This is a genomic window from Micromonospora sp. NBC_01699 (assembly GCF_036250065.1).
Taxonomy (GTDB): Bacteria; Actinomycetota; Actinomycetes; order Mycobacteriales; family Micromonosporaceae; genus Micromonospora_G.
This window is the reverse complement of sequence record NZ_CP109199.1, coordinates 4,906,793-4,920,828: the sequence shown is the minus strand read 5'-3', so window position 1 is coordinate 4,920,828 and position 14,036 is coordinate 4,906,793. Positions and strand designations below refer to the sequence as shown.

The following is a 14,036-nucleotide window of genomic DNA, read 5'->3' as shown; positions in this document are numbered from 1 at the left end:
CGGGAATGTACTTGAACAGTCCTCGGCATCGGTGTTCTGACAGCCCGGAGACGCTACGATCTAGCCGCCATCGATGGTTGCGCCTACTCTCGCCGACCGCCGTGTCGCCGCATCCGGGCGGCAGGGGGCGCCCGAGCGGGCCTGGCACGTGCCGCGTCGACCCTCATCGTCTGCCAGCCAGAGGGGTACCCCGTTGTCGCACATCGCAGTCATGTCGTCGCCGGTCTTCAGCCATGTCAACCCCACTCTCGGCCTCGTGCGGGAGCTCGTGGCCAGGGGGCACCGGGTGACCTACGTGAACATCCCGGCGTTCGCCGATCAGATAACGGCGACCGGGGCGCGTTTTGCCGCGTACACCTCCACGCTGCCCATTGCCAACGGGCTGCCCCCGCAGACCAAGAATGCGCTCGACATGCTGGAGCTGTCCGTCAACGAGGACATCTCCCTACTGCCGCAACTCCGGGAGATCTTCGAGGCGGATCCACCCGACCTCGTCGTCAACGAGACGGGAACGGACGCCATCCGGATCCTCGCCCGCAACCTGGGCGTCCCGACCATCCAGTTCTCCACCACCGTCGTGCCCTGGGAGGGCCAGCGGGAGTACGTGCTGCAACAGGCGGCCGCGGTCCTGGACGACCTGCGTGGCGTGGAGCTGGGCCAGCGGTTCATCGCGTGGCTGGCGGACAACGGGATGGCGGACGTGGATCCCGTCGAGTTCATGCTGGGGGAGCCGGAACGGGCGCTGGTGCTGATACCGCGGTACATGCAGCCGCTGCCGGAAGCCGTGGATGCCAACCGGTACACCTTCGTGGGCTGGTGCGCCGACCAGCACAGCGCACGGGTCGGCTGGGAGCGCCCCGCTGGGGTGGCGAAACTGGCCTTCGTCTCGGTCGGCTCCGTCCTCACCGACCGGCCGAGCTTCTACCGTGAGTGCCTGGCCGCATTCGGTGACCTGCCCGACTGGCATGTGGTGCTCCAGATCGGCAAGCACCTGGACGCCGTCGCGCTGGGCGACCTTCCGGCCAACGTGGAGGTGCACCGCTGGGTGCCGCAGGTGAGCGTCCTGGAGGTCTGCGACCTGTTCGTGACCCATGGCGGGATGGGCAGTTCCATGGAGGGCCTGCGCAGCGGGACCCCCATGATCGTGGTGCCGTTCGCCAACGACCAGTTCGGCAACGCGGAGCGCCTGGTGGACCTCGGCGTGGCTCGACAGCTCGACAGTGCACAGGTGACGGCGACACGGCTTCGCGCGACGGTCGGGGAGTTGCTGTCCGACCGGCAGGTTGCCGCGCGGGTGGCTCTGCTGAGCAAGGAACTCCGGGCGGAGAACGGCCCGGCTCGCGCCGCCGATCTGGTGGAGGACTGCCTGCGCTGACCCGCCGGCACGCCGGGATCGGCACGTCCACCCGCGCGACGCGGCAGCGCCCGGGTCACCGGTGGCCGACCGGATATGAACAGGGCTCTGGTCCGGCGAGGAACGCCAGCCCAGAGCCTTGATCAATTGCGCGCCGGCACCCGGGTCGTCCGGGCGAGCGCCGGTGCTCCACGGACCACCGGTCGGCGGTCGTGTCGCCGTCAGTGCTGCTCAGCCATCCACCCAACCATGGGAACGGCTGAACTCGACGAACCGTTCCCGAACCTCGATGATCTGGGCGCCGGTCAACGACGGTGCGCCCTGTAGGAGTAGTTCCGTCACGGCCCTCATGAACTCGGCGGGCGCGAGGACGTCGCACATCTCCTCGTCGCCGTCCGCCCGGACCCGGAGTCGGCGCTCGTCACCGTTGGTCGTCCCGTTGACCAGTCCGTCCGTCTCGACGATACGCACCGACAGGGCCTTCAGGCCGCGGTCACCGCCCACCGCCTCGTACTCGACGGGCAGGCCGACCCGCACCGACTGGCGGTGTTCCCCGAAGTCGTTGGCGTGGACGAAGACGTCTTCGCCGCCGTCGGACGGTGCGATGAATCCGTAGCCCCGCACGTCATCGAATCGAATGATCTTACCCACAGAAGCCACAACCAACCCCACACTCACTCAACGCTCGAACACTTATCCAACAAATATTGCCAGCCGACAGTGGGCGACCACCTGCAATGGGCGGCACGCTCACGCCTCGACATTACCACACGTGCGCCGACGAATCGTGCCTGACGGAGCCAGGGGAGTGGCACGTAGACGGTGCTAATCGGGCACTCGGGAGTGCTGTCCGTAGCGCAGTACGGTGCATCCCTCGTGAAGCCATCGATTAAGCCTCGTACTTGAACCTCCGTACATATTCGAAGAACTCCTCATCTTTCTTCAGCATCTCCTGGTACGCAATTTCCACGTCACTACCCAGGCTTGCCAGAGACTGATTCTGCAACCCCTCTCCGACGAAGCGGTTCTGTCCGGCCGGAATCAGCCCGGAAGCCACCAGCTCCTGTTCCGTCGCTTGCATCCTACGGAGTGACGAGTTCTCGGCTGCCCTCCGTACGCGGGCGGGATCCACCGGGCCCAGGTCCAGGAATTCGAGGATCATCTGTAGCCTCTGGGGCGTTTCTGCCCGCAGGTCCTCGTACCGAACGACAAGCAGCTCCGCATTCGGGAAGTGTCGCGACACGTTTTCCGGGTCCGACCATTCGCGAACGCTCGACAGCCACGTTCCCCACCCCTCGGTCCAGACCGGGGCTCCGCGGTTCTCGATGAAGCTCTTGGCGTAATCCGCCGCGTACTCCTTGCCGATGCCGAGATGAGGTATCGTGCTGTGCAGAACGTCCCGAGGATTACGCAACAGGTAAATTACCTTGGTGGTGGACGATCTATGTACCTGCATCAAGTCTGCGTCCGGCAGGAAATGGCTCTTGACGATTGTCGGCCGCCCGTCTTCGTTGAACGGGATCATGCGCCCGGCCGACAATAGTACATGGATGTCTGGAATAGCCTCGTCAAGGGCCTCTTCGGGTGAGGCTATGGAGGTCATGGAAGCGTCCGCGAGATAACTCGCCAGCAGGACCCGAGTCCAAGTATTGCCGGACCTCGGATAGCTGGCGAGCCATGCAACCTGGCGCATTCTCTCTCCTTTTCGAGACCAAGTGACGCATGCGCGATTACGGACGCGTCGCGTTTATCTGGGCCCCCGCCCGAACAGTATGCGATGGGACATGCGAGGGCGCCATCGTTGCGACTCGCTGTCAGGTGAACAGGGGTTGCCGGGTCGCGACGCCGCCCGCGGAAGCCATTCCGGCACGCCGGCCGGTGCACGTGACACGTGCCGAGTCGGGGCCCTGCCGCACCACGTCGGCGTCCAACTGCGGATCGGGTCAGTTGGACGATTATTGCCCCTGCTCTCCGGGCCGGGGGTAGCGGTATGTCGACGGGGGCCGAGTGCAGGCGCGCCTGTCCCGGTGTTGGGCACCGTGATGCGGCGGCCGGCGGCCGCCGCATCACACGGACGCTACGAGCATGCGGTCGCCCGCCACCGGGCCGGCTCAGCCTTCCCGGGCCGGCGCCGGCCCGGGCAAGCCCGGCGAAGGAGGGATCGGGGAGACTGCGGTCATGGAGCCCCGGCGCCCGCCGGTCCATCGGGCGGCGGCGGTTCGCCGACCGGATCCGGATTCGCCGCGCTGGCTGGTTCGGCTGGTCCGATTTTTCGGTCGGCCGGTGCCGCCGCTGCGAACGGCCGGTCGAAGATCAACACCAGACCGACCAAGACCAGCACGAACAGCGGCAGCCAGATCAGGCGGTGCAGCGGCCACCAGCCGTCGGGCACATCGAGCAGACCGGGCAGCTGACCGCCGACGAGCAGACCGGCGAAAACCACCAGCAGCATTGCGGTCTGGTGCCAGCAGAACAGCGTCATCGCGGCCCGGTTGAGCAGGGTGACCAGCGCGCCCGGCGCGGGGCGACGCAGGATCCGGGCGAGCCTCGCTCGCAGCAGCATGAACAGGCCGAGTTGGGCGAGGGCCAGTGACAGGGTGAACAGCGATGGCGGGTCAAGATTGGACCAACGGTCCCCGGGCACGCCGACGGCGCTGGCGGGATAGCCAGCCACGAGCACCAGGAGGGTCCCGCCCGTGATGCCCAGGGCCAGCATGCCCGCGCCGGCGTATCGGGGCAGCCGGTTCTCGGCCAGCGCGACGCCCAGCAGGTAGGGAACCGACCAGCCGACCACGGTTACGACGACTTTCCACCACAGCGGCAACCCGTCGGCACGGAACGCGTCGGTGGCCCCGATGAGCCCCACCGCCGGCAGAATCGCCCAGGGCCCCCAGCGTACGACGAGCTTGAGCAGCACGCTGGTGAGCGCCAGCAGCGTCAGATACACGGGTAGAAACCACAGCGGATGGGTCACCAACGAGGTGACGACGTGCCGGGTGCTGACCGGTGCGCCAATGGCGTCCAGCAGCAGAAGGGCCGGCACCCACACGGCAGCGAACAACAGCAGTGGCCGGAGCAGACGGTGGTAACGGGCCGACCGTAGTGGGATGCGCAGCGTACGGGTCGGGCGGTTCCGAGGCGCGTCCGGCGGGTCCGCCTTCGCACGCCGGGACCGGACGGCCGCGTAGCCGCTGGCGAAGAAGAACAGCCCGAGGGTCTGTAGCAGCCAGCTCGCCGGGGCGAACCGCGGAATGTGCGACAACGGACTCTCACCGTGCAGCGCCGTCGGCAGATACGGATCGCTGACGACCGCCGAGACCATCCAGTGCCCGAAAACCACACCCAGGATGGCGACGGCCCGCAGGGCATCCACCGTACGGTCCCGGTGAGGCGGTATCGACGCCGCGATCCTCGTCGTCCAGTTCGTTGCCACGGCCGTCGTGGGCCGCTTGAGGGTGATGGTCATGGCATCTCCGGTACGTCGGTGCCGAACAATGCGATCGATGTGAGGCTGGCCTGCGACCGGGTCCCCACCGTCAGGTAGTGGTCGTGGTTGGGCACGTCGTCGGCGGGAATGACGATGGCCCCGAATCCCGGCTCGGCCGGCTGGGCGCCGTGGCCGAGGCCGCGTACGTGCACACCGGGCACCCAACGCATGTTGTCGCGCGGGGACAGTGCGGCCCAGATGCGCGCACGGGTGCCCAGTTCCGCCGCCCTGTCCACTCCCATGCCCGGGCTGCCGAACGCCGCTATGTCGGTCACCTGAATCGGCAGGCGGCGCGCGGCAATGCCGATCACCGTCGACCCGTAGCTGTAGCCGAGCAAGGCGATAGTGGCCCGAGGCCGGAGCACGGTCAACCCGGTGACGAATCGCTCCAGGGCGGCCGCCCCGGTGTGGGCGAGGTCCTCCCGTGCGGCGGAGAGGTCAATCCCGTCCGGAGCGTCGTACCCCAGCCAGACCACGACGGCGAACCGCTCCGCCGGCATCGTGTGGCTACGGGCCGAGCGGTAGAGATTTTCGCCCTGTGCCGAGGGGGACCGGAATCGTTTGCCGCCGACGCCGCGCCAGAAGTTGCCAGCCCGGTTGCCGGCCCCGGGCGCCAGGACGGCGATTCGGTCCGCGCGCTCCAGGTCGCCGAACACCTGGGCGACCTGGCCCTGCCCGCGAGGGTCGAACAAGAGGTACTGCCCGGGCTGGTCCCGGTACGGCGGACCGGCCGCGGCCATTGCCCGCCGGTTTGCCTCGTACCGCAGCGCCGGCGGCGCGCCGTCCAGGTTGCCGACCACGTCCGGGTATGTCGCCGCCATTCCGCGCTGCTCCTCGGGATCGAGGGTGGACAGGAACCGGTGGATGGTGGCCGGGTCGGTGCGTACCGGGTCGGGCAGGCGCCGGGCATCGGCGAGCCACGCCGCGGTGCCCACCGGCGGGGTCATCCGCACGGCACCGGACGGCGGGAGGGTGACGGCGGCCGCCGGTGCGAGGGAAATCAGCACGCCGGTCAGGCAGGTGAACAGGCTGCTGCGCCAACCGCTCCGGGCGAACCGGATCACCCCCGCCTCCGGTCGGTGCGGCCGCGGGGGTCGATGGCGGGATCGCGCGTGGCGTTTCCGCGGGATTGGTGCGCGGGTTGGTTCATGGGATCCAGGGTGTCGATGAGGCGGCCGACAGACATCGGTCTATCGATGACATTGCCTCCGATGGGTTAGACCCCCGGCTTAGGCCCGTGGACTGATGAGCCTGGTGGCGGGCTGGATAGGATCGACCCATGTCGGTCATCGCTCCTGCTCAGCTGCCCGGACGCGGGTCGGCGCGGTTCCGTTCCTGGATCGTCTGGGGCAGCTGCGTGCTCTCGCCCGTGCTGCTGTTCGTATGGCTGAATACCGGTAATCCGGCGAACTGGCCCTTCGGTCTTCGCCTCATCGTGCCGATCTTGCTGATGGCGTTGCCGGTCGCTGGGCTGCGCCGGCGACCGCTCGTCGCGCTGGCCGTGATGCTGCTCGACGTGGCGTTGGTGGAGCTGCCGATCTCCACGGCCGTGTCCGACAACGAGTCGTTCCACGGCGCGCTACGCACCATCCAGATCGTCGCGGTGGACGTCGCGGTCGGTTTCGTCGCGGCCGGTCGACGCCGCTGGGTCTCCGTGACCACCGCGGTCCTCGTGCTGGTCCTGCAATTGCTGGTGGCCGTCGCGTTCCAACTCAGCCCGGCCGACCTCAACGAGCGGGCGACGCAGGACGTCCTCGCCATGGTCACCGCCTGGATGATCGGCAACTCGATGCGGCAGCGCCGGTTGTTCGCCGAGGCGCAGCGGGCCGAGGCCGAGGCGAGCGCGGTACGGGCGGAGCGGTTGCGGATCGCCCGGGAGCTGCACGACATGGTCGCGCACTGCGTCGGGGTGGTCGCGATGCAGGCGGGCATGGCCCGGCGGGTGCTCGACACCCAGCCGGAGGAGACCCGGAAGGCGCTGGTCGAGATTGAGCAGACCGGTCGGGAGACCCTGGCTGCGCTGCGCCGTATGCTTGGTTCGCTGCGCCGTGCCGACGCGAGCTCGGGCCCCGCTCCACTGGACCCGGCGCCGGGCCTGACCGATCTCGGTCGGCTGGCCAAGCGCTCCCTCGACCTCGGCGTGCAGGTGGAGGTCCGGTCCAGTGGCGAGGACCGCCCGCTGCCGGCCGACATCGACCTGTCGGCGTACCGGATCATTCAGGAGGCGGTGACCAACGTGGTGCGGCACGCTGACGCGCGGCACTGCGAGGTCGTCGTCGACCAGCGCTCCGACGAGCTGTCCATCCAGGTCATCGACGACGGGCGTGGCGGTGCGGTGGGCGCGGGCTACGGCATCGCCGGGATGCGCGAACGGGTCAGCCTGCTCGGCGGCGAGTTCGACGCCGGCCCCCGTCCCGAGGGTGGCTTCCGGGTGGCGGCCCGGATCCCGCTGGCCCCCGCCCGATGACCGTCCGCGTGGTGCTGGTCGACGACCAGCCGTTGATCCGTAGCGCGTTGCGGGTGCTCATCGCCGACAGCGGGGACCTGGTGGTGGTCGGGGAGGCCGGCACCGGCGACGAGGCGGTCACGGTGGTGGCCCGGATGCGGCCGGACGTGGTGGTGATGGACATCCGCATGCCGGGCATGGACGGCATCGAGGCGACCCGGCGCGTCGTGGTCGGCCCCGACGCGCCGCGCGTGCTGATCCTCACCACGTTCGATGACGACGAGTACGTGTACGGTGCGCTGCGCGCCGGCGCCAGCGGCTTCCTGGTCAAGGACATGGCGCTGGACGAGATCCTCGGCGCGATCCGGGTGGTCGCCGGCGGTGAGGCGCTGCTCGCGCCGCGGGTGACCCAGCTGCTGATCGAGGAGTTCGTCCGCCGGCCGGCGACCGTCGCGCCGGCCGGACCGACCCGGACCGCCGACGTCATCACCGAGCGGGAGCGCGAGGTGCTGACGCTGATCGGTCAGGGTAGGTCCAACACCGAGATCGCCGGCGAGCTGTGGATCAGCGTGGCCACGGCCAAGGCGCACGTCGGCCGCCTGTTGACCAAGTTGGACGCCCGCGACCGGGTGCACCTGGTGATCCTGGCCTACGAGATGGGGCTGGTGTCGACGTCGCGGTGAGGCCCGGCCGCCGGACGCGCATGGCCGCCAGGTACGCCAGCGGGGCGGGATCCCCCATCAGATAGCGGCCACCCCGGCGGTCGGCGCCGGCCGGTTCGACGGCGCGGGGGTGTCGACGGGTTCGCCCGGACCACCCGTCAATGATTCCGTGCCACCCGGACTTGAGCATCCACCCGTCGGTCACGATAGGCTGCGCCGGGTCGCCTCAGGACGTACGTCCGCGAGGGGATGTCGCTCCGGTAGATCATTTCTACTGTGGGCACGATCTCATCCTCGACCGTTGCGGAGAACCGGATGCCCGGCCTCGACCGATCGACCCTCACCCACATCGTCACCAACCTGGTCGCTCGTCACACACGCTTTCTGGACAACGAACTGCCGACCATGCGTACCTTGGTCAAGCGCGGTGACGTGTGTGTCGACGTTGGATCCGCGGCGGGGGTCTACACCCAAGCGCTGTCCCAGTTGGTCGGCCCCGCCGGGCTGGTGCACAGCGTGGAACCACTGTCCTTCTCACATCCACTGTGGAGTCGGTTGCTGGCCGCCAAGACACGGCCCAATGTGCGCTATTACCCGGTCGCGATGGGCGCCGAGCCGGGCCGGGTGGCCATGCGGGTGCCGTTCGGCCCCGGCGGAGCGGCGACCAGCCGCTCCTTCCTGGACTGGCGCTCGCAGGGCGTCGGATCCAACGACGAGTTCACCCACCACGCCGACGTGATGGTCGACGTGACCACATTGGATGAACTGGCCGCCGAGGTCGGCCTCACCCGGCTCGATTTCCTCAAAATCGACGTCGAGGGCGGTGAGCTGCACGTGCTGCACGGCGGCGAGCGGACCATCGAGAAATACCTGCCGACGATGTACATCGAGATCGAGGCCCGGCACACCGCCCGGTACGAGTACGGACCGGACGACATTGTGACCTGGCTACGAGAGCGTGGCTACACCATGTACCTGTGGCGCAACGGATGGCACGCGACCGAGCGGGTGTGCGCACACACCAACAACTACGTGTTCCGGGTGCCGCCGCGGTAGGACGGCCGTGCAGGACCGCCCCGCGTCCGGCGTGGGGCGGCCCTGCGCGTACCGGCGGCGGGACGGGCCGCGCGTCGCTCAGACGCCCACCTCGGCCGGCGCGGCCGTGGTGCGCTCGACCGCCCCGACGAACTCCAGGTCCTCGACCGGCCGATCGCCGAAGAACGTGAGGAACAGATCGGCGGTTTCCCGCGGCCGTTCCAGGTGGCTCATGTGGTCGGCGTCGGCGATCAGCGCGAAGATGCCGTCCGTGCTGGTCCGGGCCACCCGGCGCGAGATGTCCGGCGGGGTGTACGTATCGTGCTCGCCGGTGACGACCAACAGCGGCGTCCGGATCGCCGGCTCGGGCTCCAGATGGTCGCGGCTGAGCAGGCGCAGGGTGTTCTGGACGTACTTCTCGGCCTCGTCGGCGCCGACCGTGGCGAAGCGGCGGGTCAGGATCCGGTCGACCGCGATGCGGTGCACGATGGTGCGGGACGTGTCGGCGCACATGAACAGCGCCACCGTGGCCGCGGCGAACTCCTCCATCCGCCGCTCCCGCAGCAGCGTCAGGCTGTGCTCGACCGCGGGACGCACCGCCTCCGGGATCGTGGTCAGGCAGGCCATGATGACCAGGTGCTCGACCAGCTCCGGACACAGCTGCGCCAGCCGATAGCCGATCATCGCGCCGTACGAGCCGACGGCCATGTCCACCCGGGCCACGCCGAGCTCGTCGAGCGCCTGACGCAGCGTGTCGGCCAGGAAATCGATGTCGTAGTCGGCCGGCAGCGTGTCCGCCGCACCCCAGCCGGGCAGGTCCACTGTGATCACCGGCCGTTCCTCCAGGAGGAACCGTTCGAGACGGCCCCACGACTCCTTGTGCTGGAAGGCGCCACCGACCAGCAGGACCGGTGTGGCGCCCGGCGCCGGTCCGGCGACTGTGCGGGTCTCGAAGGTGAACCTGTCACGGATGTGCCGGCGGATGGTGATCGTACCGGTGCCACTCATGTTGATTCCTCTCTGGCGACGACGACAAGAGGGACGAACCAGCGCCACGGTGACCGCGCCGAATGTGGTGAAGGGGTCGCGCAACAGAGCCGGTCACCGACTCCCGCCGCGCCGCTCGGCGATCGATCGGCGCCACGTTCAAATGCCCCCACAGCACAGTTGAACGGGGCCGGCGAGGCGTCTGCCAGGTGTTCGGCGGCTCGGCTTCCGCATGATTGATTGAGCGGCGCCGGGGGGCCCATAGTGTCGGCGTCGTCCCTGAAATGGCGCCCCGGCACACAGCTCGGCGGTGGAGAAAGGACTCAGCAGTGACGAATCCGTTCGAGGATCCCGACGCCAACTATCTGGTGCTCGTCAACGAGGAGGGGCAGCACTCGTTGTGGCCGGTCTTCATCGACGTACCCGCCGGTTGGGAAACGGTGTTCGGTGAGGCCGGGAGGCAGGACTGCCTCAACTACATCGAGAAGTCGTGGACCGACATGCGGCCGAAGAGCCTGATCAAGGCCATGGAAGGCAACTGACGCGTACGGGATGTTCCTGGTTCGGGGCGCCGGCGCAACCCGGCGCCCCGGCAGGTGGCCGGCGCAGGCTCTTCACTCGCCCGGGAGGGTGCATGCAATCGAAACTCGACCTCGATGCCGGTCTGGTCGGCTCGTGCCGCGAGGTGGCCGCGGAAATTGCCCGTGACGTCGAAGAGCGCACTGCCGGCAGGACCACGGTGTCGGTGGAGCGGACCGTCGCCCGGCTGCTCGGCGTCGACGGCGTCGACGACCTCGACGTCCCGCTGCCCAATGTGCTGGTCGACCGGGTCCAGGAGCACGGCGGGCTGGGGCGGGGCCTGGCCTACTGGCTCGGCAACGCCATCATCGCCACCGGAGCGGAGCCGCTGGAGATCGCCAAGGTGGTCGGCGCCGGCGAACTCGACCTTTGCGCTCTGCCGACCGCCGACGACGAGCAGATCCGGCAGACCATCCGACGGCACGCCGCCGCGGCGCTGGAGAAGATCCGCGGCACCCGGGCCGAGCGTTCGGCGTTCCGAGCCAGCCTGGATGGCGATCGCGACGGCGACGGCTCGCGTCGCGCCAAAACCCCGGAGATATACGTGCTGACGGCCACCGGCAACGTCTACGAGGACGTGGCCCACGCCGAGGCGGTCGCCGAGAACGGCGGCGATATCGTCGCCGTCATCCGGTCGACCGCGCAGAGCCTGCTCGACTACGTGCCGTACGGCCCGACGACCGAGGGCTTCGGTGGCACCTTCGCCACCCAGGCAAACTTCGCCGTCATGCGGGAGGCGCTGGACCGCTGGTCGCGGGCGAACGGCCGGTACGTCAAGCTGTCCAGCTTCTGTTCCGGCCTCTGCATGCCGGAGATCGCGGCGATGGGCGCCATCGAGGGCCTCGACAACATGGTCAACGACGCCCTGTACGGCATCCTCTACCGCGACATCAACCAGCGCCGGACCCTGATCGACCAGCGGTTCTCCCGTATGATCAACGGCTACTTCGGCGTCGTCATCAACACCGGCGAGGACAACTACCTGCGTACCGCCGACGCGGTCGCCGCCGCGCCGTCCGTCGTGGCCTCCCAGCTGATCAACTACTTCATCGCGCGGGACTGCGGCCTGCGGCCGGAGCAGATAGCGGTCGGCAACGCCTTCGAGATCCACCCGGACGTCACCAACGGCCTGCTGTACGAGTGGGCACAGGCCCAGCTGACCCGGGAGCTGTTCCCGGATTGCCCGGTCAAGTACATGCCGCCAACCGTGCACATGAACGGCAACCCGCTCCGCACCCACGCGGTCGACACCCTGTTCAACCTGGTCACCGTGGCCACCAAACAGGGGATCCAGACCATTGGTGTGCCCACCGAGGGCATCTTCACCCCGCACATCCATGACCGGGTGCACGGCCTGGAGAACACCCGCTACGTCGGCAACTTCGCGCGGGACCTGGGTGACGACATCGAGTTCCGCCCCGGCGGGATCGTCCGCACCCGGGCGGCGGCCGTCCTCGCCGACGCGCACCAGATGCTCCTGGAGATCGCCGAGATGGGGTTGTTCGGAGCGATCGAGAAGGGCTACTTCGGCAACGTGTCCCGGCACCCGGGCCAGGGCCGGGGCGTGGAGGGCATCGTCGAGCACGAGGCCGGGTACCAGAACCCGTTCATGGAACTGATGAAGGAGACGTCCCATGCCTGAGACCGCCGACCTGTCAGCGGTCCGGCCGTACGGTGACCGTCTCAACGACGGCCTGGTACAGGTGACCTTCACGCTTCCGGTGCCGTACGGCCTGTCGGCTCGCCATGCCGCCCTCGAACTGGCCCGGGTGATGCAGTTGAGCGAGCCGGAGGTGGTCCACTTCCAAAGGCTGTGCGACGGGTACACCTACTTCGTGGTGATCGGGCAGTGCCGGCAGGCGATCGACTTCACCGGGCTGCGCGAGGGCGCCTTCGACATCCAGTACCTGACGGAGCGCGAGATCGAGCGGTTCGTCGACGAGCAGATCGGCCGCCCGGTGGTGGTGGTCGGCGCCAGCACCGGCACCGACACACACAGCGTCGGCATAGACGCCATGCTCAACCCCAAGGGGCTCGACGGTCGGCACGGGCTGGAGGCATACCACGGCTTCCAGGTCTACAACCTGGGCAGCCAGGTGCCCAACGCGCGGCTGGTGGAGCGCGCGATCGCTGTCAATGCCGACGCCATCCTGGTCTCGCAGACGGTGACCCAGCAGAACCTGCACCTGCACAACCTCACCGAGCTGGTGGAGCTCGTCGAAGCCGAGGCGGTCCGGGACCGCATGCTGCTCATCTGCGGCGGGCCACGGGTGTCGCACGAGCTGGCGAAGGAACTCGGGTTCGACGCCGGATTCTCCAAGGGCACCTATCCGAACCACGTCGGCACGTACATCGTCAAGGAACTCGTGGCCCGCCGCGCGGCCACCCCGACAGCCGAGAGCGTGGGGTGAGCGCCACCGACCTGGCCGATTTGATCGCCGGGGCGCACCGCGTCTCGGTCATCGGCCTCGCCAAGAACACCGGCAAGACCCGTACCCTGGTCGCGCTCCTGGCCGAGCTGTGCCGGCGCGGCCGTACCGTCGGTCTGACCTCGGTGGGTCGCGACGGCGAGACCGCCGACGTGGTCGACCCGAGGATCCCCAAGCCGCGGATCCCGCTGCCGCCGGGCGGCCTGGTGGCCACCTCCGAGCCGCTGCTGCGTGCCGCCGGCGTGCCGTACGAGGTGCTGCGCCGCGCCGGCTACTCCACCCCGCTCGGCCAGACCGTGATCGCCCGGCTGCCGGCCGGCGGCGCCACCGAGGTGGCCGGCCCCAGCTCCAACCGGGGCACCGCCGAGGTCACCGCCGCCATGCGCGAGCACGGCGCCGACGTCGTGCTCGTCGACGGCGCGATCAACCGTCGGGCGGCGTCCGCGCCGGCCGTTGCCGACCTGGTGGTGCTCGCCACCGGCGCCGCCCTGCACACCGACTTCGCGCAGGTGGTGGAGCAGACCGTCGCGGCGGTCGAGGTGTTCGCCCTGCCCCGCTCGGACGACCCGGCGGTGCACGACGCCGCCGCGACGGCGACGGGCAGCGTGGCGATCACAGACTCCGGCGCGGTGGTGCCGGTCGACCGCGCGCTCACCCTGGGCGGCACCGGCACCGACCTGCGCCGGCTGTTCGCCGGGCCGGACGGGCTGCGGCACGTCGTGCTGGGCGGCGCACTGTGCGAGTCGTTCGCCGAGGACGTCCGCCGCGCCGCGCGTGGCCGCAAGGTCTCGCTGGTCACGGCGGACAGCTCGAAGGTCTTCCTGTCCCGGCGCACCAGCGACTGGTACCGCCGGCAGAACGTGTCCATTGAGGTGCTGGAGCCGACCGTGCTGGCCGCGATCAGCGTGAACCCGGTCGCGCCGATGTCGCACCGGTTCGACTCCGTCGCGTTGCGCGCCGAGCTGTCCGACCGGCTGCCCGGCATGTACCTCTGCGACCTCGGGCCGCACGCCGACTGACGGCGGGACACTCGTCTGCTCGACCCGGGCCGCGACGC

Annotated in this window: 13 protein-coding genes; 8 read left to right on the top strand and 5 right to left on the bottom strand. The window is 69.2% G+C overall.

The window, feature by feature from the left end; all coding sequences use genetic code 11:
- Positions 1-73 precede the first annotated feature (73 nt).
- The gene (locus OG792_RS20335; RefSeq protein ID WP_329101184.1) at positions 74-1,375 is read left to right on the top strand and encodes a macrolide family glycosyltransferase; all 1,302 of its coding nucleotides are present in this window, start codon (positions 74-76) and stop codon (positions 1,373-1,375) included.
- Between the two features lie 210 nt (positions 1,376-1,585).
- On the opposite strand, the gene OG792_RS20330 is transcribed toward OG792_RS20335, so the two are convergent.
- The 4 genes from OG792_RS20330 to OG792_RS20315 all read right to left on the bottom strand — a co-directional run bounded on the left by OG792_RS20330 (position 1,586) and on the right by OG792_RS20315 (position 5,905).
- Positions 1,586-2,014 (bottom strand): cold shock domain-containing protein, encoded by a 429-nt coding sequence (locus OG792_RS20330; protein ID WP_329101182.1) that lies wholly within the window; start codon positions 2,012-2,014, stop codon positions 1,586-1,588.
- Positions 2,015-2,243: 229 nt separating this feature from the next.
- A complete protein-coding gene (locus OG792_RS20325; protein WP_329101180.1) occupies positions 2,244-3,047 on the bottom strand; it encodes a sulfotransferase domain-containing protein in 804 nt (267 codons plus the stop codon).
- 483 nt (positions 3,048-3,530) lie between these two features.
- Positions 3,531-4,820, bottom strand: coding sequence for an acyltransferase family protein (locus OG792_RS20320; protein ID WP_329101178.1), 1,290 nt, complete (start codon positions 4,818-4,820; stop codon positions 3,531-3,533).
- Entirely contained in the window at positions 4,817-5,905 is a 1,089-nt protein-coding gene (locus OG792_RS20315) for an alpha/beta hydrolase (protein WP_329101176.1), read from the bottom strand. The genes OG792_RS20320 and OG792_RS20315 overlap by 4 nt, the downstream gene beginning before the upstream one ends.
- Positions 5,906-6,120: 215 nt before the next feature.
- Here OG792_RS20315 and OG792_RS20310 point away from each other — a divergent pair, with 215 nt between their 5' ends.
- The 3 genes from OG792_RS20310 to OG792_RS20300 all read left to right on the top strand — a co-directional run bounded on the left by OG792_RS20310 (position 6,121) and on the right by OG792_RS20300 (position 9,005).
- A complete protein-coding gene (locus tag OG792_RS20310) occupies positions 6,121-7,308 on the top strand; it encodes a sensor histidine kinase (RefSeq protein ID WP_329101174.1) in 1,188 nt (395 codons plus the stop codon).
- Positions 7,305-7,970: a response regulator transcription factor gene (locus OG792_RS20305; protein ID WP_329101173.1), complete on the top strand. Its 666-nt coding sequence runs from the start codon at positions 7,305-7,307 to the stop codon at positions 7,968-7,970. The genes OG792_RS20310 and OG792_RS20305 overlap by 4 nt, the downstream gene beginning before the upstream one ends.
- Before the next feature lie 294 nt (positions 7,971-8,264).
- Positions 8,265-9,005: an FkbM family methyltransferase gene (locus tag OG792_RS20300; RefSeq protein ID WP_329101172.1), complete on the top strand. Its 741-nt coding sequence runs from the start codon at positions 8,265-8,267 to the stop codon at positions 9,003-9,005.
- A 78-nt stretch (positions 9,006-9,083) separates the two neighbouring features.
- Here the strand turns inward: OG792_RS20300 and OG792_RS20295 are convergent, their stop codons facing one another.
- Positions 9,084-9,992: an alpha/beta fold hydrolase gene (locus tag OG792_RS20295; protein ID WP_329101171.1), complete on the bottom strand. Its 909-nt coding sequence runs from the start codon at positions 9,990-9,992 to the stop codon at positions 9,084-9,086.
- Positions 9,993-10,300: 308 nt separating this feature from the next.
- Here OG792_RS20295 and OG792_RS20290 point away from each other — a divergent pair, with 308 nt between their 5' ends.
- The 4 genes from OG792_RS20290 to OG792_RS20275 all read left to right on the top strand — a co-directional run bounded on the left by OG792_RS20290 (position 10,301) and on the right by OG792_RS20275 (position 13,998).
- The gene (locus tag OG792_RS20290; RefSeq protein ID WP_329101169.1) at positions 10,301-10,513 is read left to right on the top strand and encodes an MbtH family protein; all 213 of its coding nucleotides are present in this window, start codon (positions 10,301-10,303) and stop codon (positions 10,511-10,513) included.
- 92 nt (positions 10,514-10,605) lie between these two features.
- Positions 10,606-12,192, top strand: a complete 1,587-nt coding sequence (locus OG792_RS20285) for a lysine 5,6-aminomutase subunit alpha TIM-barrel domain-containing protein (RefSeq protein WP_329101167.1) — start codon at positions 10,606-10,608, stop codon at positions 12,190-12,192.
- Complete coding sequence (locus tag OG792_RS20280; protein WP_329101165.1) at positions 12,185-12,961, top strand: OAM dimerization domain-containing protein; 777 nt, start codon at positions 12,185-12,187, stop codon at positions 12,959-12,961. Before OG792_RS20285 ends, OG792_RS20280 begins: the two co-directional genes overlap by 8 nt.
- On the top strand, positions 12,958-13,998 hold the full coding sequence (locus OG792_RS20275; protein WP_329101163.1) for a hypothetical protein: 1,041 nt from the start codon (positions 12,958-12,960) through the stop codon (positions 13,996-13,998). Before OG792_RS20280 ends, OG792_RS20275 begins: the two co-directional genes overlap by 4 nt.
- Positions 13,999-14,036 lie beyond the last annotated feature (38 nt).

What these genes read in the sequence shown, in the direction of transcription:
- OG792_RS20285 (WP_329101167.1), top strand. Translation starts at nt 10,606, where the DNA reads ATGCAATCGAAACTCGACCTCGATGCCGGTCTGGTCGGCTCGTGCCGC.
- OG792_RS20305 (WP_329101173.1), top strand. Translation starts at nt 7,305, where the DNA reads ATGACCGTCCGCGTGGTGCTGGTCGACGACCAGCCGTTGATCCGTAGC.
- OG792_RS20300 (WP_329101172.1), top strand. Translation starts at nt 8,265, where the DNA reads ATGCCCGGCCTCGACCGATCGACCCTCACCCACATCGTCACCAACCTG.
- OG792_RS20295 (WP_329101171.1), bottom strand. Translation starts at nt 9,992, where the DNA reads ATGAGTGGCACCGGTACGATCACCATCCGCCGGCACATCCGTGACAGG.
- OG792_RS20310 (WP_329101174.1), top strand. Translation starts at nt 6,121, where the DNA reads ATGTCGGTCATCGCTCCTGCTCAGCTGCCCGGACGCGGGTCGGCGCGG.
- OG792_RS20320 (WP_329101178.1), bottom strand. Translation starts at nt 4,820, where the DNA reads ATGACCATCACCCTCAAGCGGCCCACGACGGCCGTGGCAACGAACTGG.
- OG792_RS20325 (WP_329101180.1), bottom strand. Translation starts at nt 3,047, where the DNA reads ATGCGCCAGGTTGCATGGCTCGCCAGCTATCCGAGGTCCGGCAATACT.
- OG792_RS20280 (WP_329101165.1), top strand. Translation starts at nt 12,185, where the DNA reads ATGCCTGAGACCGCCGACCTGTCAGCGGTCCGGCCGTACGGTGACCGT.
- OG792_RS20335 (WP_329101184.1), top strand. Translation starts at nt 74, where the DNA reads ATGGTTGCGCCTACTCTCGCCGACCGCCGTGTCGCCGCATCCGGGCGG.